Below are 22200 nucleotides of genomic sequence, written 5' to 3'. Positions count from 1 at the left end.
TATGTCACTAAATTTCCCGCTGTTGCTTGTCATCGCCGTCGCCGTCTGCGGTCTGTTGGCCCTGGTCGACCTGCTGTTCCTGGCCCCGCGCCGGCGCACGGCAATCGCCACCTATCAGGGCAGCGTCAGCCAGCCTGAAATGGCCGTGGTCGAGCGCCTGAACAAGGAACCGTTGCTGGTCGAGTACGGTAAATCGTTCTTTCCGGTGCTGTTCATTGTCCTGGTGCTGCGCTCGTTCCTGATCGAGCCGTTCCAGATCCCCTCAGGGTCGATGAAGCCGACCCTGGACGTGGGCGATTTCATCCTGGTAAACAAGTTCTCCTACGGGATTCGCTTGCCGGTGATCGACAAGAAAGTCATCGAAATCGGTGACCCGCAGCGTGGCGATGTCATGGTGTTCCGCTATCCGAGCGACCCGAACGTCAACTACATCAAGCGTGTAGTAGGCCTGCCGGGCGATGAGATTCGCTACACCAGCGACAAGAAGCTGTTCGTCAACGGCCAGGCAATTGCCGAGCAATTGGTGGGCAGCGAGCCGGGAACCCTGGGCAGCGCCGAGTTGTATCAGGAAAAGCTCGGTGCAGCCGAGCACCTGATCCGCAAGGAAATGAGCCGCTACCGCATGCCGCCTGATCAGCAATGGACGGTCCCGGCCGGCCATTACTTCATGATGGGCGACAACCGCGACAACTCCAACGACAGCCGTTACTGGGATGACCCCAACATCCCCAAGGAACTGCACGGCATGGTTCCGGACAAGAACATCGTCGGCAAGGCCTTCGCGGTCTGGATGAGCTGGCCAGAGCCGAAACTGAGCCATTTCCCCAACCTGTCGCGGGTCGGCTTGATCAAGTAACACCATAACGGCGCTGTCCTGGGACAGCGCCGAATGCGTTTCTGGCATAGGCTGTGTTCAGGGATCTTGCGATTCAACCGGGCATCGCGGCCAGCGAGCATGAACCAAACAGTCTTTCAGGATGTTGATTTGAACAACGCGTTAAACCCGACGGTAGCCCCGATGGCGGCGTACCGAGCTGAAAAGTGTGAGCCTTGCGCCCTGGCGCCTGGCCTGAATTTCGACCACGAACTGCGCGTGGGTACACTGTGAGCGTTTCCTTGAGCCGCCTCGAGCGTCAGCTGGGCTATACCTTCAAGAACCAGGAGCTGATGCTGCTGGCCCTGACGCACCGCAGTTTTGCCGGGCGTAACAATGAACGCCTCGAGTTCCTCGGCGATGCGATCCTCAACTTTGTCGCCGGCGAAGCGCTGTTCGAGCGTTTCCCCCAGGCCCGCGAAGGTCAGCTGTCGCGTTTGCGCGCACGCCTGGTCAAGGGTGAGACCCTGGCGGTACTGGCCCGTGGCTTTGACCTGGGCGACTACCTGCGTCTGGGCTCGGGCGAGCTCAAGAGCGGCGGTTTCCGTCGCGAGTCGATCCTTGCCGATGCCCTGGAGGCGTTGATTGGCGCCATCTACCTGGACTCGGACATGCAAACCGCCCGTGAGCGGGTGCTGGCCTGGTTGGCGGGCGAATTCGAAAGCCTGACCCTGGTCGATACCAACAAGGACCCGAAAACCCGTCTGCAGGAATTCTTGCAGTCGCGGGCCTGCGAACTGCCGCGCTACGAAGTGGTGGATATTCAAGGTGAACCCCATTGCCGGACGTTTTTCGTCGAATGCGAAGTGACCCTTTTGACTGAAAAAAGCCGAGGGCAAGGCGTCAGCCGGCGTATCGCCGAGCAAGTCGCGGCCGCCGCAGCACTGATCGCCCTGGGCGTGGAGAATGGCAATGACTGATACCAACACTACCCGCTGCGGCTATGTCGCCATTGTCGGCCGCCCGAACGTGGGCAAGTCGACCCTGCTCAATCACATCCTCGGGCAAAAGCTGGCGATCACCTCGCGCAAGCCACAGACCACTCGCCACAACATGCTCGGGATCAAGACCGAGGGTGATGTCCAGGCGATCTACGTCGATACCCCGGGCATGCACAAGAGCAACGAAAAGGCGCTCAACCGCTACATGAACAAAACTGCTTCGGCCGCCCTCAAGGACGTCGACGTGGTGATTTTCGTCGTTGACCGCACCAAGTGGACCGACGAAGACCAGCTGGTGCTGGAGCGCGTGCAGTACGTGCAGGGGCCGGTGATCCTGGCGATCAACAAGACCGACCGGATCGAAGAGAAAGCCGACCTGATCCCGCACCTGCAGTGGTTGCAAGAGCAGCTGCCGAATGCCGAAATCGTGCCGATCTCGGCCCAGCAGGGTCACAATCTTGAAGCGCTCGAAGGCCTGATCGCCAAGCACCTGCCGGAAAACGATCACTTCTTCCCGGAAGACCAGATCACTGACCGCAGCAGCCGTTTCCTGGCCGCGGAGCTTGTGCGTGAGAAGATCATGCGTCAACTCGGCGCGGAGCTGCCGTACCAGATCACCGTGGAAATCGAAGAGTTCAAGCAGCAGGGCAAGATCCTGCACATCCATGCGCTGATCCTGGTCGAACGTGACGGCCAGAAGAAGATCATCATTGGCGACAAGGGCGAGCGGATCAAACGCATCGGTTCCGAGGCGCGCAAGGACATGGAAGTGCTGTTCGACGCCAAGGTCATGCTCAACCTCTGGGTCAAGGTCAAGGGTGGCTGGTCCGACGACGAGCGCGCCCTGCGTTCGCTGGGCTACGGCGACCTCTGATCGCTCCAGGCCCGGCGGCGTCCGCTGCCGGGTCGAACCTCTTCTGAAGCGCCGCTCATGGATCTGCCAGTTGGCCAACCGGCTTACGTGCTGCACAGCCGGGCCTACCGTGAAACCAGCGCGCTGGTTGACTTTCTCACCCCGCAAGGGCGCCTGCGCGCGGTCATGCGCCGTGCCCGTGGCAAGGCGGGCAGCCAGGTCCGGCCTTTCGTGCCGCTTGAGGTCGAGTTTCGCGGGCGCGGCGAGCTGAAGAATGTCGGCCGCCTGGACAGTGTCGGCGTGGCTGCCTGGTTGCATGGCGATGCGCTGTTCAGCGGGCTGTACCTCAATGAGCTGCTGATTCGCCTGCTGCCGGCTGAAGACCCTCATCCGGTGGTGTTCGAGCACTATGCCGCGACCTTGCAGGCCCTGGCCGCGGGACGGCCGCTGGAACCCCTGCTGAGGGCTTTTGAATGGCGCCTGCTGGACGAGCTGGGCTATGCCTTTGCGCTCGATCAGGACATCAACGGCGACCCGCTGGCCGTTGATGGCCTGTACCGCTTGCAGGTCGATGCCGGGCTTGAACGGGTCTACCTGCTGCAGCCGGGGCTGTTCAACGGCGCCGAGCTGCTGGCCATGGCCGATGCCGACTGGGATATTCCGGGCGCTCTGAGCGCGGCCAAGCGCCTGATGCGCCAGGCTTTGGCCGTGCATCTGGGCGCACGGCCGCTGGTCAGTCGCGAACTGTTTCGCAAGCGCTGAACAACGTCGTATGCTGTGTGGCTCAACTTTCAGGAGAGCCTCTTCGTGACTCAAAGCAACCGCATGCTGCTCGGCGTGAACATCGACCACGTGGCGACCCTGCGCCAGGCGCGTGGCACCCGCTACCCGGACCCGGTCAAGGCCGCGCTGGACGCCGAAGAGGCCGGTGCCGATGGCATTACCGTGCATCTGCGCGAAGACCGCCGGCACATCCAGGAGCGTGATGTGCTGCTGCTCAAGGACGTGCTGCAGACGCGCATGAACTTCGAGATGGGTGTCACCGAAGAAATGATGGCGTTTGCCGAGCGCATTCGTCCGGCGCATATCTGCCTGGTACCGGAAACCCGCCAGGAATTGACCACCGAAGGTGGCCTGGATGTCGCCGGCCAGGAAGCGCGGATCAAGGCCGCGGTCGAGCGCCTGTCGCGCCTGGGGTCGGAAGTCTCGCTGTTCATCGATGCCGACGAGCGCCAGATCGAAGCCTCGCGCCGCGTCGGTGCGCCGGCCATCGAGCTGCACACTGGCCGTTATGCCGATGCGCAAACCCCGAGCGAGGTGGCCGAAGAGCTCAAGCGCGTGGCCGATGGCGTCGCCTTTGGCCTGGGCCAGGGCCTGATCGTCAATGCCGGTCATGGCCTGCATTACCATAACGTCGAGGCGGTGGCGGCAATCAAGGGTATCAATGAACTGAACATCGGCCATGCACTGGTGGCCCATGCGTTGTTCGTTGGCTTCAAGTCGGCGGTGGCCGAGATGAAGGCGTTGATTCTGGCGGCCAGCAGCAAGTAAAAGCATCGCGGGGCAAGCCCGCTCCTACAGGTTGATGTGGGAGCGGCGGTGCGGCGATCCGACTTGCCCCGCGATGAGGCCCTATCAGCCAGCCCGATCGGCAAACACCAGGCTAAACCGCGTCACCCCCTGCAATTCGCTCTGCACCTCAACCCGCCCTCCATGCACCTGCATGATCGAGCGCACGATGGCCAGCCCCAGGCCGGTCCCGCCCTCCAGCCGCGAGCGCCCCGAGCCCACCCGGTAAAAACGTTCGAACAGATGCGGCAAATGCGTCTGGGCAATGCCTGGCCCGCGATTGGCTACCGACACCCACACCGATCCGTCCCGGCGCTCAATGCCAATATCAATCGGTTGCCCTTCATCGCCATGGCGGATGGCATTGCTGAGCAAGTTGGACAGCGCTCGCTGCACCATCAAGCGCTCGCCCATCACCGTGCCCCAGCCCTGCACGCGCAAGGCAATGCTCTTCTGCTCGGCATTGCACTCGAACAACTCGCACACCCGTTTTACCTCATCGGCCAGTACCACCGGCTTGAGCGGCACCTGCGTCTGGGGCTGGCTGACCTGGGCGAGGAACAGCATGTCGTTGATGATGCGGTTCAACCGGGTCAGTTCTTCGATGCTGTTTTCCAGCGCTTCGCGGTACTCGTCGTTGCAGCGCTCGCGGCTGAGGGTGACCTGGGCCTTGCCCATCAGATTGCCGATGGGAGTGCGCAGTTCATGGGCCAGGTCATCGGAAAATTGTGAAAGCCGCTGCACGCCATCGTCCAGGCGATCGAGCATGATGTTGATCGTCCCCGCCAGGTCGCCCAGCTCCTGTGGCAGGCCGGCTTCGGGCAGGCGGTGGCTGAGGGTTTGCGCCGACACCTGTTCGGCGACGCGGCGAAAACGCCGCAGCGGCAGCAGCCCGCGCTGAACCAGCTTCCAGGCACCCAGGCCAATCAGCACCAGCAGCAGCGGCAGAGCCCACAGGGTCGAGCCCAGGTAGGCCTGGAGCAGGGCATGGTCGTCGGCGCGGTTGACCGTCAGTAACACTCGCACCGGGGTGCCGTCGCGCAGGTGCATCAGCCGCGAGGCGGTGAGCAGGTGCTCGCCGGCCTGATCGCGCCAGGGGCTGAAAGCCAGCTGCGGGCCGCTTTCAATCTGTAGCAAGGCATTGGCTTCCAGGGCCGGGCCCAGGGTCAGCAAGGCCGAATGACGGCCGGTCAGGGCGATGATGCTCAGGCTCAGGTTGTCGTGGCCCATGACCACATCCAGCAACGGGTGAAGCGGCGTGCTCAGGTCGGCGGCTTTTAGGTCAATCGTCAGGCTGTGTTCGATCTGCACCATTTTGTTGGCCAGGTGCTTGCGCGCCCGGCTGTCCAGCTCATGGTCCAGGGCAAACACCGCAAGGCAGGCGAGCAGCAGCACCAGCGCTGCGCCCATCAGGCTGACGCTCAGGCCCAGGCGCAGTGACAGGCGCGCAGGTTTCATTCGCGGGCCTCGAGTACGTAGCCGACACCGCGCAAGGTGTGGATCAGCTTGGCATCGAAGGGGTCGTCGATCTTCGCCCGCAGGCGACGGATCGACACTTCCACGACATTGGTGTCGCAGTCGAAATTCATGTCCCAGACCAGCGAGATGATCTGCGTGCGCGACAGCACCTCACCGCTCTGGCGCATCAGCAAGTGCAGCAGGGCGAACTCCTTGGCGGTCAGGTCGATGCGCTGGTCGCTGCGGTAGGCACGGTGACGGCTGGGGTCCAGTTCCAGGTCGGCAACTTTCAGGGTGTTCGGTTGCAGCGCCTGGTCATTGCGCCGCAACAGGCTGCGGATGCGGGCCAGCAGTTCGGGGAACTCGAAGGGCTTGAGCAGGTAGTCGTCGGCGCCCAGGTCCAGGCCCTTGACCCGGTCGGCCAGCCGGCCGTGGGCGGTGAGCATCATGATTCGGGTGCTGGACTCGGCGCGCAAGCGCTGCAGCACGGTCCAGCCATCAAGCTCTGGCAGGTTGACGTCGAGAATGACCAGGTCATAGGCCTGTTGGCGTGCCAGGTGCAGGCCATCGGCGCCGGTATGGGTGCAATCGACGATGTAGCCGTTCTCGCGCAGTCCCTGCTGCAGGTATTCGGCGGTGCGCAGTTCGTCCTCGACAATCAGTAGACGCATGGGAGAGCTCGTTGGCAGTGAAAGGCGCTGATTCTCAACCCTGAAGTAGATACAAGGTCAAGCGCTGAAAGGCATTGAGTGGCGGATACTAAGCCATCTGCGCCCAGGGTTTGCCTGGATTACAGATTTGTAACATTTGAGTCATCTTGGCGATAAACCCCAATTACTAGAGTGCGGGCTCCGATCACGGCGTAGGAGTTCGCCATGTTTTGCACCCTGAATCGGCCAGGCATAGGCCCTGGTCGGATATTTCTGGCGCTGTTGCTGCTCGCCTTGCCATCGCTGGCCCTGGCGCAAGCGCGCGTATTGACCCTGGAGTCGGCGCTGCAGGCGGCTCGCGACAACAACCCCGAGCTTGCCGCTGCGCGTTGGGGCATCGACATTGCCGAAGGCGAACGGCGCCAGGCTGGCGTGCTGCCCAACCCCGTGTTGAGCTGGGAAGTGGAAGACACCCGCAAGAGGTCGCAGACCACCACCATCGGCGTCAGCCAGATGTTCGAGCTGGGCGGCAAGCGCGGTGCGCGCCTTGACGTTGCCGACCGCGATGCACAGCTTGCGGCGCTGGAGCTGGAGCGCCAGGGCAATGTGCTGCGCGCCGAGGTAATCGGCGCCTTCCAGGCTGCAGCCCAAGCCCAGGAAGGCTTGCAACTGGCCGAGCAGTCCGTGCGCCTGGGCAAGCGAGCACTGCAAGTGGTGCAAGGCCGGGTCAAGGCCGGCAGTGCCTCGCCGGTCGAGGCGACACGCGCCCAGGTGCAGTTGTCCGAGGTGCGTCTGGAGCAAAGTCGTGCCGAGCAAACACTGACCATTGCCTACCAGCAACTGGCGGCGGTGACCGGCGCGCCGCTGGTGCAGTTCGCCCGGGTTGAGGGGGGGCTGGCGCCGGATAGCAACATACCCAGCCGCACGCTGTTGCTCGATCGTCTGGAGCAGACCGCCGATTTGCGCCTGGCCCGCCTGCAGATCGATCAGCGTGAAGCGGCGCTGGGCCTGGCCCGCAGCCAGCGTGTTCCCGACCTCACCGTCAGTGTCGGCAGCCAGTACAGCGAAACCGACCGTGAGCGCATCAATGTGGTCGGGCTGTCGCTGCCCATTCCTTTGTTCGACCGCAACCAGGGCAATGTCCTGGCCGCCGCCCGGCGCGCCGACCAGGCTCGCGACCAGCGCAATGGCGCCGAACTGCGCCTGCGCAGTGAAGTGATCCAGGCCCTGACTCAGTGGAGTACGGCGGCCCAGGAGGTGCAGACCTTCGACCGTTCGATCCTGCCTGCCGCACAGCAGGCGCTGGATGCCGCCACCCGCGGCTTCGAGCGCGGCAAGTTCGCTTTCCTCGATGTGCTCGATGCCCAGCGCACCCTGGTGGCAGCGCGCCTGCAATACCTGCAGGCCCAGGCCCAGAGCAGCGAGGCGCGAGCGCGCCTGGAACGGATCTTCGGCGACTTGAGCCTCGCCAGTCGCTGAGCGCGACCTCCACCCGATTATTTGCAGAGGAACCTCCATGAACAAGAAGTCCATCACGCTGCTGGTCGCGGCCTTGCTGCTCGGCCTGGGCCTGGGCGTGCTGCTGGCGCGCCAGGGCGGGCCGGTTGCCGCCCCTGCGTCCGCCCATGCCCATGCCGAAGGCGATCACGAGGAAGAAGAACATGGCGAAACGGAAAAAGCTGAAGAGGGTCACGAGCAAGAGGGCGCGCTGACCCTCAGCCAGGAGCAGATCGACCTGGCGGGTATCGAACTGGCCGCCGTCGGCCCGCGCCAGTTGCAACGCAACCTGTCGCTGCCCGGTGAGATCCGCTTCGACGAAGACCGTACCGCGCACTTGGTACCACGGGCTGCCGGGGTGGTCGAGTCGGTCGCCGTGGTGCTGGGCCAGCAAGTCAAGGCCGGCGATCTGCTGGCAGTGATCGCCAGCCCGCAGGTTTCCGAGCAGCGCAGTGAACTGGCCGCCAGCCAGCGCCGTCTGGAACTGGCGCGCAATACCTATCAGCGCGAGAAGGCGCTGTGGCAGGAGGGAATCTCCGCCGAGCAGGATTATCAACAAGCCCGCCAAGCCTTGCAGGAAGCGGACATTGCCCTGGCCAACGCCCGCCAGAAGATCAGCGCCCTGAGCGGCAGCGTGGTCCTGGCCGGCGGCAATCGCTATGAGTTGCGTGCCCCCTTTGCCGGGCAGATCGTCGAGAAGCACCTGGTGCCGGGCGAGGTGGTCAATGAAACCAGTGCTGCCTTCACGCTTTCGGACCTGTCGCGGGTCTGGGCGACCTTCGGTGTGGCGCCCCGTGACCTGCCCAAGCTGCGCGCTGGTATGCAAGTGAACATTGTCGCCAGTGAACTGGGCCAGCAGGTCAGCGGCACGGTCACTCATGTCGGCAGCCTGCTCGGCGAGCAGACCCGTACCGCTGCGGTGCGTGTGACCCTGGACAACCCGCAAGGCGCCTGGCGGCCCGGCCTGTTCGTCGCCGTGCAGGTTCCCACCGAGCAGTATGCCGCCGCGTTGAGCGTGCCGGACCAGGCCCTGCAGACCCTGGAAGAAAAGCCCACGGTGTTCGTGCGCACCGCCCAGGGTTTCATGGCCCAGGCGGTTGAGCCGGGCGCCAGCGCCAACGGCTTTGTCGAGATCCGCGAAGGCTTGCAGGTCGGCCAGCAAGTGGCTGTGCAGGGCAGCTTCATCCTCAAGTCGGAGCTGGGCAAGGCCAGCGCCGAACACGCCCACTGACCGGGGAACTCACATGTTCGAACGCCTCATACAATTTGCCATCGAGCAGCGCCTGATGGTGCTGCTGGCGGTGCTGCTGATGGCCGGGCTGGGAGTTGCCAGCTATCAGAAGCTGCCGATCGATGCCGTGCCGGACATCACCAACGTCCAGGTGCAGATCAACACCCAGGCCGCAGGCTTTTCGCCGCTGGAAACCGAGCAACGCATTACCTTCGCCATTGAAACGGCCATGGCCGGCTTGCCGGGGCTGGAACAGACCCGTTCGCTGTCGCGTTCAGGCCTGTCGCAGGTGACGGTCATTTTCCAGGAAGGCACCGATCTGTTCTTCGCCCGGCAACTGGTCAACGAGCGCCTGCAGCAGGCGCGCGAGCAGTTGCCGGAGGGCGTTGAAGCGGCCATGGGGCCAATCTCCACCGGCCTTGGCGAGATCTTCCTGTGGACCGTCGAAGCCGCCGACGATGCGCGCAAGGCTGACGGTAGCCCCTACACGCCGACCGACCTGCGCGAGATCCAGGACTGGATCATCAAGCCGCAACTGCGCAACGTGCGTGGGGTGGCGGAGATCAACACCATCGGTGGTTTCGCCAAGCAATACCAGATTGCTCCGGACCCGAAACGGCTGGCGTCCTACAAGCTGACCTTGAACGACCTGCTCACCGCCCTTGAGCGTAACAACGCCAACGTCGGTGCGGGATACATCGAGCGCCGCGGCGAGCAGTTGCTGATTCGCGCTCCGGGGCAATTGGCCGGCATCGATGATATTGCCAATATCGTCCTGGCCAACGTCGACGGTACGCCGATCCGCGTGCGCAACGTTGCCGAGGTGGGTATCGGCCGTGAACTGCGCAGCGGCGCGGCGACCGAGAACGGTCGCGAAGTGGTGTTGGGCACGGTGTTCATGCTGATCGGCGAGAACAGCCGCACGGTGTCCCAGGCGGTGGCGCAGAAACTGCTGGAGATCAACCGTTCGCTGCCTGAAGGGGTGAGTGCGGTCACCGTCTACGACCGTACCAACCTGGTCGACAAGGCCATCGCCACGGTGAAGAAGAACCTGATCGAAGGCGCAATCCTGGTCATCGTCATTCTGTTCCTGTTCCTGGGCAATATCCGTGCGGCGCTGATCACCGCCATGGTCATTCCGTTGTCGATGCTGTTCACCTTTACCGGCATGTTCAGCAACAAGGTCAGCGCCAACCTGATGAGCCTGGGGGCTCTGGATTTTGGCATCATCGTCGATGGCGCGGTGGTGATCGTCGAGAACGCGATTCGCCGCCTGGCCCATGCCCAACAGCATCACGGCCGCCTGCTGACCCGCTCCGAGCGCCTGCACGAAGTCTTCAATGCTGCCCGTGAAGCCCGTCGGCCACTGATTTTTGGCCAGTTGATCATCATGGTGGTGTACCTGCCGATCTTTGCCCTGAGCGGGGTCGAGGGCAAGATGTTCCACCCGATGGCCTTCACCGTGGTCATCGCCTTGCTGGGCGCCATGTTGTTGTCGGTGACCTTCGTGCCGGCCGCCATCGCCCTGTTCGTCACCGGCAAGGTCAAGGAAGACGAGAACCTGCTGATGCGCAGCGCCAAACGCGGCTATGCACCGCTGCTCAAGTGGGTCATGAGCCATCGGCCGCTGGCCTTCGCCCTCGCCGCGATCACTGTGCTGCTCTCGGGTGTGCTGGCCAGTCGCATGGGCAGTGAGTTCGTGCCGAGCCTGAGCGAGGGCGATTTCGCCTTGCAGGCCTTGCGCGTGCCCGGCACCAGCCTGAGCCAGTCGGTGCAGATGCAGCAGCGCCTGGAGCAGAGTGTGCTCAGCCAGGTGCCGGAAGTCGAACGGATGTTTGGCCGTACCGGCACTGCCGAAATCGCCTCGGACCCGATGCCACCGAACATCTCCGACAGTTACGTCATGCTCAAGCCCCAGGAGCAGTGGCCGGATCCGGGCAAGAGCCGCGAGCAGCTGATTGCCGATATCCAGCGCGCCAGTGCACGGGTGCCGGGTAGCAACTACGAGCTGTCGCAACCGATCCAGCTGCGTTTCAACGAGCTGATCTCCGGGGTGCGCAGTGATGTTGCGGTGAAGGTGTTCGGTGATGACATGGCGGTGCTCAACAGTACGGCGACGAAGATTGCCAGCACCTTGCAGGCAGTGCCCGGTGCTTCGGAGGTCAAGGTCGAGCAGACGTCCGGGCTGCCGGTACTGACCATCGAGGTCGATCGGGACAAGGCTGCACGCTATGGCCTGAATGTCGGCGATGTACAGGACACCATCGCGGTGGCGGTGGGAGGGCGCCAGGCGGGTACCTTGTACCAGGGCGACCGGCGTTTCGACATGGTCGTGCGCCTGTCCGATGACCTGCGCACCGATATCGAAGGGCTGTCCCAGTTGCTGGTGCCAGTACCTGCCAGCGCGGCGGGCAATGGCCAGATCGGCTTCATCACCCTGGCCGATGTGGCCAGACTGGACCTGGTCCAGGGCCCCAACCAGGTCAGCCGCGAGGACGGCAAGCGCCTGGTGGTGGTCAGTGCCAACGTGCGCGGGCGTGATATCGGCTCCTTTGTCGAAGAAGCAGGCCAGCGGATCGACAGCCAGGTCAGCATTCCGGCCGGCTACTGGATTCGTTGGGGTGGCCAGTTCGAGCAGTTGCAGTCGGCGGCCCAGCGCCTGAAGGTGGTGGTGCCGGTGGCCTTGCTGCTGGTGTTTGGTCTGTTGTTCATGATGTTCAACAACCTCAAGGATGGCCTGCTGGTGTTCACCGGTATTCCTTTCGCCCTGACCGGTGGTGTGGTTGCCCTCTGGCTGCGCGACATCCCGCTGTCGATCTCGGCAGGCGTGGGGTTCATTGCGCTCTCTGGCGTCGCAGTGCTCAACGGCCTGGTGATGATTGCCTTTATCCGTGGCCTGCGTGAGCAGGGGCGTTCCTTGCAACTGGCCGTTGACGAAGGTGCATTGACGCGTCTGCGACCGGTGTTGATGACCGCCCTGGTCGCCTCCCTGGGCTTTATCCCCATGGCCCTGGCCACCGGCACCGGTGCCGAAGTGCAGCGACCGCTGGCCACTGTGGTGATTGGCGGCATCCTGTCGTCCACGGCGCTGACCCTGCTGGTGCTGCCCGCGCTGTATTACTGGGCACACCGCAAGGACGAAGAGGAGGTCGTACCTGAGGTGACGAAACTGTAATTCGCCGCTCATCTTCGGGTTATTCAGCCCTTGTCAGGATAACCATGGCGGCCGCTTCTGCGGCCGCCTTACTTGTTACTGCCAATAATCAGGAGTTGAAGATGGGGAATAAAACCACAGCCTGTTTTACCGGTGCATTGGCCCTGGTCGGTTGCGCTACCGCCAATGCCGTCAGCCAGCCCGAGGGTGGGGGCTTTGTCGAAGACAGCAGCCTGACGGTGCTCAGCCGTAACTTCTATTTCAACCGAGACTACCGCAAGGGGGGCGAGTCTCCCACAGGCAAGGCGGGCTACGCCGAAGCCTGGGCCCAGGCTTTTATCGCTCGTTTCGAGTCGGGCTATACCGAGGGTACCGTGGGTTTTGGCCTGGATGCCCACGCCATGCTCGCCCTCAAGCTGGACAGTGGCGATGGCCGCAGCGGCGGGCGCAGTTCGTTCGACATGTTGCCGGTGGACCGCAACGGCAATACCGCCAGCAACTTCAGCAAGCTGGGCGGTGCGCTCAAGGCGCGTCTGTTCGATACCGAACTGAAAGTGGGCGATGTGTTCCCGACCACGCCGGTGGTGCATTTCGGTGACTCACGGCTGTTGCCGGAAAGCTTTACCGGCTGGACTCTGGAGAACACCACCCTGGCGGGCCTGAAAGTGCAGGGTGGACGCTTGCACGCCATGAGTCAGCCGTTGTCGAGCAATCGTCGAGATGGGTTTGTAACCTTCTACGGTGGCCCGGTCGACTCGCCCTGGCTGGGTTACTTTGGCGGTGACTATCAGGCGACGGACAACCTTAGCCTGAGTCTCTACAGCAGCCGCCTGAAGGATGCCTGGGATCAGCTTTACGCAGGCCTCAACTATCAGTACCCGATTACTGATCAGCTGACCGGCTTTACCAGTTTCAATTACTACAAAGCCAAGGATGAAGGCCGGCAACGCTTGGGCTCATTCGATAACGACATCTGGAGTGCCCGCGTCGGTGTCACCTACGGCGCCCATACAGTCGCCTTGTCGCACCAACGCAATGAGGGGGATAACGACTTCGATTACTTGCGCCAGTCCAATTCAATCTACCTCGACAACTCGATCCAGTATTCCGATTTCAACTCGCCCAAGGAGCGCTCATGGATGCTGCGCTATGACCTCGACATGGCCAGCTACGGGGTACCCGGCCTCAGTTTCATGACGCGCTACGGGCGCGGAAGTGGCATCGACTATTCCAACGCCAACAGCACCTACATGCGCCGCGATGCCGAGGGTAATCCGCTGACCGGTCAGAAGCGCTGGGAGCGCGATATCGAGGCGAAGTACGTGGTGCAGTCCGGTAACCTCAAGGATTTGTCGTTGCGTTTGCGTCAGGCCACCACCCGCGCCAGTGCCTTTGAGCAAGACCTGGATGAGGTGCGCTTGATTGTCGAGTATCCGCTGACTTTGCTGTAGGGCGAATCTTGCAACACTGTAATGTCCGGCTCACCTTGGCGTTAGCTTGCCCTACGTAAGATTGAAGTGTCCTGAAATTCAATCACGAGGTGAGCAACATGAGCCTGAACAAATATGTGCTGGTGGCTGTATTGGCCCTGGGCAGCAGTGCGGCACTGGCCGAAGGTGGAGCGGAGCGTTCGAAGCAGTTCTGGGAAAACTTCCGCCTCAGCCAGGAACAGATTCACGGCAAGAAGGATGAGGCGGTGGCCAAGTCCGACTCGGAAAAACCTGAAACGGCGACCCGGCAGGTCGCCAAGGAATAGCTCCATTCACCTTAGAAGCTCCCCCGCTCCTTTGGAAAAGGTGAATCTTCGGCGCCCCCACGGGCGCCTGTTTTATTTGCGCGCTACCAGTACTGCGCGACGCGGCGCCGGCAGGCCTTCGAGGGTGCGGCTAGGGTCGTTGGGGTCGAGGAAGTCGCTGAGCGACTGGTAGCGCATCCACTCGGTGCTGCGCTGTTCTTCAACGCTGGTGGTGCTGACATCGACGCAGCGTACCTCGCTGAAGCCGGCGCGGCGCAACCAGCGCTCCAGCGCCGGTACCGAAGGCAGGAACCAGACGTTGCGCATTTGTGCGTAGCGATCTTCGGGCACCAGCACCTGGTTCTCGTCGCCTTCGATCACCAGGGTTTCCAGCACCAGCTCGCCGCCTTTGACCAGGCAGTCCTTGAGCGCCAGCAGGTGCTCGATGGGGGAGCGGCGATGGTAGAACACGCCCATGGAGAACACCGTATCGAAACCTTCGAGGTTGGCTGGCAGGTCTTCCAGGGCGAAGGGCAGGTGCCAGGCGGGCAGGTCCGGCAGGTAGCGCTGTACGGCCTGGAACTGGCAGAAGAACAGCCAGTTGGGGTCGACACCGATGACGCTGTCGGCCCCGGCACCGAGCATGCGCCATTGGTAGTAGCCGTTGCCGCAACCGACATCCAGCACCCGCTTGCCCTTGAGGTCCAGGTGCGGGGCAACCCGCGACCATTTCCAGTCCGAGCGCCATTCGGTGTCGACGTGCACGCCGAACAGCTCGAACGGGCCTTTGCGCCACGGCGACAGGCCCATCAGCGCTTGCTGCATGCGCGCGCGGGTGTCGTCATCGCAGTCGCAATCCAGATTCAGGCCGTGTTCCAGCTCAATGCGCGTCGGCAGCAGCGTCGGCAGGGCATCCAGCGCGGCTTGCCAGCGTTCCAGGTCGCCGTGACCCTTTGCCATCTTGGCATCGAGTTGCGCTTGCAGGCCCTGGGTCCATTGCGCCAGGGGAGTGCCCGCCAAGCGGCGGACCAGGGGGGATAGATCAATCATGGCAGGGCAATCAACGAGGCAAAGTTAAGGCATTGGAACCAGGGCACGACCTTGGAGAAACCGGCCGCGAGCAGGCGCTCACGGTGTTCTTCGAGGCTGTCGGGCTTCATGACGTTTTCGATAGCGCTGCGCTTCTGGGCGATTTCCAGTTCGCTGTAGCCATTGGCACGCTTGAACGCTACATGCAGGTCGGTGAGCAGGGCGTGTTCTTCTGCGTCATCAAAGCGCAGCTTCTCCGAGAGAATCAGCGCACCGCCTGGCAGCAGCGCCTGGCGGATGCGCGTGAGCAGTTCCAGGCGCTGCTGGGGGGCGATGAACTGCAGGGTGAAGTTCATCGCCACCACCGAGGCCGGTTGGAAATTCAGAGCGAGGATGTCGCCTTCGACCACCTCGACCGGCAGCAGCTCCTGGAACATCGAGTCCTGGGCGTTGAGGTACTGTCGGCAGCGCTCGACCATGGCCGCTGAGTTGTCCACGGCAATGACCCTGCAGCCCTCGTTGCGCACATGCCGGCGCAGGGCCTGGGTCACCGCGCCGAGCGAACTGCCCAGGTCGTACAGGGCACTGTTGGGCTGGGCGAACTGGGCGGCGAGCACACCGAGGTTCTCGACGATGGTCGGATAACCGGGGACCGAGCGCTTGATCATGTCCGGGAACACCCGCACCACGTCTTCGTTGAAGGCGAAGTCGGGCACCTGGCCAAGGGGCTGGGCGAATAGGCGGTCGGGTTCTTTGCTCACGGGGGCAATCCAGGCGTTGGACGGTAAAGGGCGGGCATTTTAGCCAAACTGGCGCCAGGATGCATGGCCCGCTGACCAGCGCCGCCTACTTCACCGTGATTGCGCAGTCGAAGGTCTGCACCGGGCGCACTTCCGGGGCCCAGGGTTGCTGGTAGACCAGCAGCAGCTGGCCTTCGCCGGCGCTCTGGGCCTGGAAGCGCCACAGCGATTGCCCGGCGCTGCCGACCACGCCGGCATCTTCCGGGTGGCTATAGACCTCCGGCCCGAGGCTGCGCAGGATACCGGCGGCCGGGTTCTGTACCAGCCAGCGGTAGCCGGTGCTGGGGTTGCTCGGCAGGGTCAGGGTGAGGGTCTGGCCCGTCTGCAGGTGCACAGGGCACTGGCTCGCTTTTTCCAGCACGACGTTGTCGTGTTTGCCCGGCGTTTGTGAACAGGCTGTCAGGAGTGACAGACCGAGGACCAATAGCGTGCAATTGATGTTCATCGACAATTCTGTCCGTCAGGCTGGTATTGGCTTTCTGGAAAGCCTGCCCTCTGCAGGGCACTTCGCAGCAGTATTAGTTTGAAGGTCCCCGCCGAGTTGGCGTGTAAACAGGGACGTGGTCATGGGCAGTACACAGATCAATCTTGACACATTGCAGAATGAGGCTGAGCACCTGCCTGGAAATCTCATTCAGGCAATGGCGGAGCGCGATGGCGCCAATGAGGGTGGGTTGACGCTGACACGAGAGCATATTGTCACCCTTAACCAGTATGCCAACTATACCTTCCAGCTTCCTGTTGCCAAGGATGCGGTGATTCGCTGGTTGGGCTATTCCACCATCAATGAGCCGGAGCTGATGCCGAGCAAGATGGAGGCGATGCACAAGCAGTTGCAGAAACACGGGCGCAGTTGGACGGTGCTTGCCGACAATAGCAAGAAACTCGGCTTCGAGTTGGCTGCCAGTGCCAATGGCATCAATACCACCGGCGACGAGATATTGGACATTCTCGAAAAAAGCCGAGCGCTGGGCAGGCGCAGGGATGCTTGGGAAACCATCAAGTTCGACAAGGCGATCAGCCTGGGGGCAGAAGACCGAAACAGGGTCCTGGACCTGGTTGACTATATGGAGGTACTGCGTGAAGACGTGGACCTGTTTGCTCGGCGCGTGAGCGCAGTACGTGAAGAAACCGAATGTTTTCGCGATACCGCGCGTGAACAGCTGATTCCCTTGGTTGCGGTCAAAATCCAGGCGATCAAGCGGCAAGAGGCGAGCGGGGTAGTACAGCAGCAGCGCGAAGATCTGGCAGAGCTGGACAACGAAATCAAACGACGTGAAGCCGAGTATGACCAGTATGTCAAAGCAGCGCTGAGTGGCCTGGCTGCAGGGCCGCTGGGCGCGGCTATAACCGGCGGTATCTATGGCAGCAAGGCGGCGAAAGTACGCAAGGAGCGGAACAAGCTGCAGGGCCGGCGCGCTGAACTCAGCCAGAAACTCAAGGGGTCCGTTCGGTTGGAGGGGCTGGTGGAAGAACTCGGCACTCAAATGGGACAGCTGGATACTCGACTCAGGGATGTAGTGACGGCCTCATCTCACCTGCAATCGGCCTGGCAGTTGATCGGGGTGTACATCGATGCATCGATTGAACACCTCCAACGGATCAAATCCAATCTGGAGTTATTAAAGTTTGCAATATTTTTCAAGCGTTTCATTGGCCAGTGGAAAGATATTGAAAAATTTGCCCAACATATGAATCGTGTCTTTGATGACGCCGCAGCCACCCAATAAGGATATCCCTAGATGAGTGATAATGTCGTTGCCCTGAGTGCCGCACTTGACGTCCCCAATATGGATAAGATTCTTTCAGTTGTATCGGCGTATTCAGCGTTTTGGGAGCAGCGTACCTTTAGCTTTCTGCCGTTGCTGCATGAATCAGTTGAGCGGCACTACAAAGGGATGCAGCGTTACGCTGAGGGGTTGGCTAAACACTCGGAAGTACTGGCGGTCACCATAAAGTCATACCAGCTTGGTGAGTTGCTTGAGAGTTTTCGCGAGGACTTGGGAGACCCTGAAGAAGAGAAGTTCTTCCTAGAGGAGCTGCAGATTTCAAAAGACAAGCTCGCTGTAAAACTTGATGCCGTAGTCTCTGGGGTGGTGACGGCGTCGAAGGCCATCGCCAGCCTGCCGGTTTATGATGCGAGCCGCGACCAGGCAAGTTACCTGGAAACTCAGGAGCGGCTGGCCAGCAGCCTGCAAGCGCTAACCGATACGCTCAACGGCAAACGCGAAAACCTTGCCGAGTTTGAAAGAGCCATCGGTGTGTTTGAGGCCAATGGCATCGAACAGCTGTTCCAAGGCAAATTGCCAACGGTTCAACAGCTCCAGGGGCTGGTCGCTCAGGGCGCCACAACGGCGGGTGCCGCCGTAGCGGTCGAGCAGGCATTGGAGGCACTGGGCAAATTGATGGAGGGCGTGCAGCAAGACATGCAGTACTCGCGACTTCAAGACCAGCGTCGGGCGCTGCGCACCGAGGTAAACGAACTGATCGCTGAACAACGCAAAAAGGAGCAACGAGCGAATCAAGTTAAAGCCCATCTGCAAGCGCTGTCAGAATATGCAGTGCTAACTTCAGGACGCCGGGAATGGTTGGTGGAAATGCAGCAGATACGCCTGCAATTGGAGGCGGTGAGCAATCAACTGCGCAGGATAAAACTGGGCAGTTTCGAAGAGGCGCAAGCGTTCAATCAGTTGCTGGAAAAATTGATCGCCTATGTTAAGAGTATTGTCTCCCAGTTTTGTCAGGCATTTTAACCGCTGCCACACTTTACAACGGCCGCCCCAGTTTAGTGTAAAGGGGCGGCACCGGGTGGACGTCTGTAGGAGAAAGTTAAGGATGAATGCAAATGTAACGCTGGATAGCGCTTGGCAAGTACAAGCTTCAAGTCTTCCCGAAGCGTTGTTGAGTGCCATGGCCTCAGGGTTGGACACAGGCGCTCTGAGTTTGTCGCCAGCGCACGTTCATAACCTCAATGCGTATGTCGCCTATGCGAGGGAACTGCCGAACTCACCGGCTGGCATCTCTCAGTGGATGAGTACAGAGGGAGGGCTGGCGAACCTTGGAACCCTGGCTTCAAACCCTGAGCTGAACACTAATGCCATGGTGACATTCTTTCGCCTGGTGAAAGGGCATGCCAGCTGCTGGGAGGTGTTGTATGGGAAAAACCTACAGCTGAGCAATGCATTGGCCACTGTCGCCGGTAATATCAAGCGTTCAGGGGACGTCATTCTGGACGTCTGTGCACACACCAAGGCATTGGGTACGCAACGTGAAGCTTGGGACGCCTTGCAGGGCGGTGAGGCGCTGGCGCTCAGTGCGGCCGATAGGCAGATTGTGTCGTCCTTGCCCAACTACGTGAATTCACTCAAGGAACAACTGAAGGAGTACTCCCGGAAAGTCGAGTCTGTACACCTCGAAGGCACTCGGTTTCGCGATGAGGCTCGGCGGCAGATCATTCCTGCGACCTTGAGAAAGGTCAATGAAGTTGGCAAATGCATCAAACCAGCGACCCGAGACTTCAGTGCAGCCACGATGGCACTGGTAAGGTTGCAAATGCGTATCCGGGAGCTCTCGGAAAAACTGCAGAACATGGAGCAGTTGCTCAGGGAAGTGCTGACCGCTTCTTCTCATGTTCATTCAGCCTGGCAAAGCCTGACAGCTTACATTGATGCGTCGAACAATCAGCTTCAGCTCATTACCTCAGGCCAGCAACTGGCACGCTTCGCGATCTACTTCGGGCGGTTTCTGGGGCAGTGGAAGACGATCGAACAAAGCGCAACGCAGATGGGCCGCACGCTGGCCCAGTATCAGCGGTGAGCGCGATTCAAGTGCCGTCAAGCAGGGGCGCGGGCCTTCAACGCCCGCGCCTACTTCCACAAAACTTCAGTTGAACAGCACCTTCGCCACATCAGCGAAGCGCTTGGCAAAGTGCACGCTCAATCCCTCCTTGAGGTAGTCCGGCAACTCTTCGAAATCACCACGGTTGGCTTCCGGCAGGATCAGCTCGAAGATCTTCTGCCGCCGTGCCGCGATTACTTTTTCGCGCACCCCACCTATTGGCAGGACCACGCCGGTCAGGGTCAGCTCGCCGGTCATGGCCACGCCTTTTTTCGGCGCCTGGTCGCGGGCCAGTGACAGTAGCGCGCTGGCCATGGTCACCCCGGCGCTGGGGCCGTCCTTGGGGGTGGCACCTTCGGGCACGTGCAGGTGAATGAACGCTTCGTTGAAGAAGCTCGGGTCACCGCCGTACTGCTTGAGGTTGGCGCTGACATAGCTGTAGGCGATCTCGGCAGACTCTTTCATCACCTCACCCAACTGACCGGTCAGCTTGAAGCCGCGGTTGAGGGTGTGGATGCGTGTTGCCTCGATCGGCAAGGTGGCGCCGCCCATGCTGGTCCAGGCAAGGCCAGTGATCACGCCCTTGCCGGCAAGCACCTGTTCGCTACGAAATACCGGCATGCCCAGTGAGGCTTCGAGGTCCTTGGCAGCGATCTTGATGGTTTTCTCTGGATCGTCCAGCAGCTGTACCACCGCCTTGCGCACCAGCTTGCCCAGCTGCTTTTCCAGCTGGCGCACACCGGCTTCGCGAGCATAGCCTTCGATTACCATACGCAGGGCGCTGTCGCTGATGCTCAGGCTGCTCTTGGCCACGCCGGCTTTTTGCAGCTGCTTGGGCCACAGGTGGCGCTTGGCGATGGCCAGTTTTTCTTCGGTGATGTAGCCGGACAGGCGAATCACTTCCATTCGGTCGAGCAACGGCCCGGGGATCGAGTCCAGGGTGTTGGCGGTGCACACGAACAGCACCTTGGACAGGTCCAGCCGCAAGTCCAGATAGTGATCGAGGAAGTCGACGTTCTGCTCCGGGTCGAGGGTTTCCAGCAGCGCCGAGGCCGGATCGCCCTGGTAGCTTTGGCCCATCTTGTCGATCTCGTCGAGCATGATCACCGGGTTCATTACCTCGACGTCTTTGAGGGCCTGCACCAGCTTGCCCGGTTGGGCGCCGATGTAGGTGCGGCGGTGGCCCTTGATCTCGGCCTCGTCGCGCATGCCACCGACACTGAAGCGGTAGAACGGCCGGCCCAGGGATTCGGCGATGGATTTGCCGATACTGGTCTTGCCGACGCCCGGCGGGCCCACCAGCAGCACGATCGAACCGCTGATCTCGCCTTTGTAGGCACCTACGGCGAGGAATTCGAGAATGCGCGCCTTGATGTCATCAAGGCCTGCGTGGTGCTGATCGAGCACTTTGCGCGCGTGCTTGAGGTCGAGTTTGTCCTTGCCGTAGACGCCCCAGGGCAGGTTGGTGGCCCAGTCCAGGTAGTTGCGGGTAACCGCGTACTCCGGTGAGCCAGTCTCGAGGATCGATAGCTTGGCCGTCTCTTCGTCGATGCGCTTTTGCGCGGCGGCGGGCAGGGTCTTGCCCTGCAGGCGCTGCTCGAACTGTTCGAGGTCGGCGCTGCGATCGTCCTTGGTCAGGCCCAGCTCCTGCTGGATGACCTTGAGCTGTTCCTTGAGGAAGAACTCGCGCTGGTGCTCGCCGATCTGCCGGTTCACTTCGGCGGAGATCTCGTTCTGCAGGTGCGCAACTTCGACTTCCTTGCGCAGCATCGGCAGGACCTTCTCCATGCGCTTGAGCATCGGCACGCAGTCGAGCACTTCCTGCAACTGGTTGCCGGTGGCCGAGGTCAGCGCGGCGGCGAAGTCGGTCAATGGCGACGGGTCGTTGGGGCTGAAGCGGTTGAGGTAGTTCTTCAGCTCTTCGCTGTACAGCGGGTTGAGTGGCAGCAGTTCTTTGATCGCATTGATCAGGGCCATGCCGTAGGCCTTGACCTCGTCGGTTGGCTCGCTGGTTTGATGCGGGTATTCGACCTCGACCAGGTAGGGCGGGCGATGGTGCTTGAGCCAGGAGCGGATGCGGACCCGGGTCAGGCCCTGGGCGACGAACTGCAACTTGCCGTTTTCGCGGCTGGCGTGGTGAACCTTGACCAGGGTGCCGTACAGCGGCAGGGCCGAGGTGTCGAAATGACGGTGGTCTTCGGGCGGCGTGTCCATGAAGAACAGGGCCAGGGAGTGGTGCGGGGTCTTGGCGACCAGATCCAGGGTTTCGGCCCAGGGCTCTTCATTGACGATCACCGGCAGTACTTGCGCGGGGAAGAACGGGCGGTTGTGAATCGGGATGATATAGACCTTGTCCGGCAGCTGTTGGCCAGGCAAGGCAAGGTTCTGTCCGCTGTGTTCGGCGGCTTCGAGATGCTCGACTTCGGCGTTGTCCTCGGGATGTTCGGGTAGATCCTGCTGATCGCTCATGGGGCACCTGCTCAATGACTATGGTGCTTAGATGGGGCGGGTGGGGGGCGGTTTCAATGGTAGCGCTTGATCGCGGGGCAAGCCCGCTCCTACAACTCTGTAG

The 22200-nt window shown here is 61.6% G+C and carries 19 protein-coding genes; 13 read left to right on the top strand and 6 right to left on the bottom strand.

The features are described from left to right. Position 1 precedes the first annotated feature (1 nt). The 5 genes from lepB to pdxJ all read left to right on the top strand — a co-directional run bounded on the left by lepB (position 2) and on the right by pdxJ (position 4219). The gene (gene lepB, locus EXN22_RS21860) at positions 2-856 is read left to right on the top strand and encodes a signal peptidase I (protein WP_130266016.1); all 855 of its coding nucleotides are present in this window, start codon (positions 2-4) and stop codon (positions 854-856) included. A 248-nt stretch (positions 857-1104) separates the two neighbouring features. Beyond that, entirely contained in the window at positions 1105-1794 is a 690-nt protein-coding gene (gene rnc, locus EXN22_RS21855) for a ribonuclease III (RefSeq protein WP_130266015.1), read from the top strand. Further along, positions 1787-2689, top strand: a complete 903-nt coding sequence (gene era, locus EXN22_RS21850) for a GTPase Era (protein ID WP_115085573.1) — start codon at positions 1787-1789, stop codon at positions 2687-2689. The genes rnc and era overlap by 8 nt, the downstream gene beginning before the upstream one ends. Before the next feature lie 57 nt (positions 2690-2746). Beyond that, positions 2747-3430, top strand: coding sequence for a DNA repair protein RecO (gene recO, locus EXN22_RS21845; RefSeq protein ID WP_130266014.1), 684 nt, complete (start codon positions 2747-2749; stop codon positions 3428-3430). 63 nt (positions 3431-3493) lie between these two features. Further along, positions 3494-4219, top strand: coding sequence for a pyridoxine 5'-phosphate synthase (gene pdxJ / locus EXN22_RS21840; protein WP_407691982.1), 726 nt, complete (start codon positions 3494-3496; stop codon positions 4217-4219). 84 nt (positions 4220-4303) lie between these two features. Here pdxJ and EXN22_RS21835 read toward each other — a convergent pair whose 3' ends face one another. After that, positions 4304-5695, bottom strand: a complete 1392-nt coding sequence (locus EXN22_RS21835) for a heavy metal sensor histidine kinase (RefSeq protein WP_130266012.1) — start codon at positions 5693-5695, stop codon at positions 4304-4306. After that, positions 5692-6366 (bottom strand): heavy metal response regulator transcription factor, encoded by a 675-nt coding sequence (locus EXN22_RS21830; RefSeq protein WP_130266011.1) that lies wholly within the window; start codon positions 6364-6366, stop codon positions 5692-5694. Before EXN22_RS21830 ends, EXN22_RS21835 begins: the two co-directional genes overlap by 4 nt. Before the next feature lie 204 nt (positions 6367-6570). On the opposite strand from EXN22_RS21830, the gene EXN22_RS21825 reads away from it, so the two are divergent. From EXN22_RS21825 to EXN22_RS21805, 5 genes are all read left to right on the top strand, one after another. Beyond that, entirely contained in the window at positions 6571-7824 is a 1254-nt protein-coding gene (locus tag EXN22_RS21825) for a TolC family protein (protein ID WP_130266010.1), read from the top strand. Between the two features lie 37 nt (positions 7825-7861). Beyond that, positions 7862-9073 carry an efflux RND transporter periplasmic adaptor subunit gene (locus tag EXN22_RS21820; RefSeq protein WP_130266009.1) on the top strand — a complete coding sequence of 404 codons (1212 nt, stop codon included), beginning with the start codon at positions 7862-7864 and terminating at the stop codon, positions 9071-9073. 13 nt (positions 9074-9086) lie between these two features. Then, positions 9087-12248 carry a CusA/CzcA family heavy metal efflux RND transporter gene (locus tag EXN22_RS21815; RefSeq protein WP_130266008.1) on the top strand — a complete coding sequence of 1054 codons (3162 nt, stop codon included), beginning with the start codon at positions 9087-9089 and terminating at the stop codon, positions 12246-12248. A gap of 101 nt (positions 12249-12349) precedes the next feature. After that, positions 12350-13678 carry an OprD family porin gene (locus EXN22_RS21810; RefSeq protein WP_130266007.1) on the top strand — a complete coding sequence of 443 codons (1329 nt, stop codon included), beginning with the start codon at positions 12350-12352 and terminating at the stop codon, positions 13676-13678. 98 nt (positions 13679-13776) lie between these two features. Next, positions 13777-13983, top strand: coding sequence for a hypothetical protein (locus tag EXN22_RS21805; RefSeq protein WP_130266006.1), 207 nt, complete (start codon positions 13777-13779; stop codon positions 13981-13983). A gap of 72 nt (positions 13984-14055) precedes the next feature. Here the strand turns inward: EXN22_RS21805 and cmoB are convergent, their stop codons facing one another. The 3 genes from cmoB to EXN22_RS21790 form a co-directional block, all read right to left on the bottom strand. Continuing rightward, positions 14056-15012: a tRNA 5-methoxyuridine(34)/uridine 5-oxyacetic acid(34) synthase CmoB gene (gene cmoB, locus EXN22_RS21800; RefSeq protein ID WP_130266005.1), complete on the bottom strand. Its 957-nt coding sequence runs from the start codon at positions 15010-15012 to the stop codon at positions 14056-14058. Next, on the bottom strand, positions 15009-15752 hold the full coding sequence (gene cmoA, locus EXN22_RS21795) for a carboxy-S-adenosyl-L-methionine synthase CmoA (protein WP_130266004.1): 744 nt from the start codon (positions 15750-15752) through the stop codon (positions 15009-15011). The genes cmoB and cmoA overlap by 4 nt, the downstream gene beginning before the upstream one ends. Before the next feature lie 85 nt (positions 15753-15837). Continuing rightward, a complete protein-coding gene (locus EXN22_RS21790) occupies positions 15838-16236 on the bottom strand; it encodes a protease inhibitor I42 family protein (RefSeq protein WP_130266003.1) in 399 nt (132 codons plus the stop codon). A 121-nt stretch (positions 16237-16357) separates the two neighbouring features. On the opposite strand from EXN22_RS21790, the gene EXN22_RS21785 reads away from it, so the two are divergent. The 3 genes from EXN22_RS21785 (at position 16358) to EXN22_RS21775 (ending at position 19607) form a co-directional block, all read left to right on the top strand. Continuing rightward, positions 16358-17521: an alpha-xenorhabdolysin family binary toxin subunit A gene (locus tag EXN22_RS21785; RefSeq protein ID WP_130266002.1), complete on the top strand. Its 1164-nt coding sequence runs from the start codon at positions 16358-16360 to the stop codon at positions 17519-17521. A 12-nt stretch (positions 17522-17533) separates the two neighbouring features. Next, on the top strand, positions 17534-18544 hold the full coding sequence (locus EXN22_RS21780; protein ID WP_130266001.1) for an alpha-xenorhabdolysin family binary toxin subunit B: 1011 nt from the start codon (positions 17534-17536) through the stop codon (positions 18542-18544). An 82-nt stretch (positions 18545-18626) separates the two neighbouring features. Continuing rightward, the gene (locus EXN22_RS21775; RefSeq protein WP_130266000.1) at positions 18627-19607 is read left to right on the top strand and encodes a hypothetical protein; all 981 of its coding nucleotides are present in this window, start codon (positions 18627-18629) and stop codon (positions 19605-19607) included. A gap of 66 nt (positions 19608-19673) precedes the next feature. Here the strand turns inward: EXN22_RS21775 and lon are convergent, their stop codons facing one another. Continuing rightward, positions 19674-22097, bottom strand: coding sequence for an endopeptidase La (gene lon, locus EXN22_RS21770; protein WP_130265999.1), 2424 nt, complete (start codon positions 22095-22097; stop codon positions 19674-19676). Between the last annotated feature and the right edge of the window lie 103 nt (positions 22098-22200).

Origin of the sequence: Pseudomonas tructae, from assembly GCF_004214895.1 — a bacterium.
GTDB lineage: Bacteria > Pseudomonadota > Gammaproteobacteria > Pseudomonadales > Pseudomonadaceae > Aquipseudomonas > Aquipseudomonas tructae.
Note: the sequence above shows the minus strand (reverse complement) of the source record. Positions and strands in the feature narration are given on the sequence as shown.

Coding starts and splice junctions, on each gene's coding strand:
- lepB (WP_130266016.1), top strand. CDS start 2: ATGTCACTAAATTTCCCGCTGTTGCTTGTCATCGCCGTCGCCGTCTGC.
- era (WP_115085573.1), top strand. CDS start 1,787: ATGACTGATACCAACACTACCCGCTGCGGCTATGTCGCCATTGTCGGC.
- recO (WP_130266014.1), top strand. CDS start 2,747: ATGGATCTGCCAGTTGGCCAACCGGCTTACGTGCTGCACAGCCGGGCC.
- pdxJ (WP_407691982.1), top strand. CDS start 3,494: ATGCTGCTCGGCGTGAACATCGACCACGTGGCGACCCTGCGCCAGGCG.
- EXN22_RS21835 (WP_130266012.1), bottom strand. CDS start 5,695: ATGAAACCTGCGCGCCTGTCACTGCGCCTGGGCCTGAGCGTCAGCCTG.
- EXN22_RS21830 (WP_130266011.1), bottom strand. CDS start 6,366: ATGCGTCTACTGATTGTCGAGGACGAACTGCGCACCGCCGAATACCTG.
- EXN22_RS21825 (WP_130266010.1), top strand. CDS start 6,571: ATGTTTTGCACCCTGAATCGGCCAGGCATAGGCCCTGGTCGGATATTT.
- EXN22_RS21820 (WP_130266009.1), top strand. CDS start 7,862: ATGAACAAGAAGTCCATCACGCTGCTGGTCGCGGCCTTGCTGCTCGGC.
- EXN22_RS21815 (WP_130266008.1), top strand. CDS start 9,087: ATGTTCGAACGCCTCATACAATTTGCCATCGAGCAGCGCCTGATGGTG.
- EXN22_RS21810 (WP_130266007.1), top strand. CDS start 12,350: ATGGGGAATAAAACCACAGCCTGTTTTACCGGTGCATTGGCCCTGGTC.
- EXN22_RS21805 (WP_130266006.1), top strand. CDS start 13,777: ATGAGCCTGAACAAATATGTGCTGGTGGCTGTATTGGCCCTGGGCAGC.
- cmoB (WP_130266005.1), bottom strand. CDS start 15,012: ATGATTGATCTATCCCCCCTGGTCCGCCGCTTGGCGGGCACTCCCCTG.
- EXN22_RS21790 (WP_130266003.1), bottom strand. CDS start 16,236: ATGAACATCAATTGCACGCTATTGGTCCTCGGTCTGTCACTCCTGACA.
- EXN22_RS21785 (WP_130266002.1), top strand. CDS start 16,358: ATGGGCAGTACACAGATCAATCTTGACACATTGCAGAATGAGGCTGAG.
- EXN22_RS21780 (WP_130266001.1), top strand. CDS start 17,534: ATGAGTGATAATGTCGTTGCCCTGAGTGCCGCACTTGACGTCCCCAAT.
- EXN22_RS21775 (WP_130266000.1), top strand. CDS start 18,627: ATGAATGCAAATGTAACGCTGGATAGCGCTTGGCAAGTACAAGCTTCA.
- lon (WP_130265999.1), bottom strand. CDS start 22,097: ATGAGCGATCAGCAGGATCTACCCGAACATCCCGAGGACAACGCCGAA.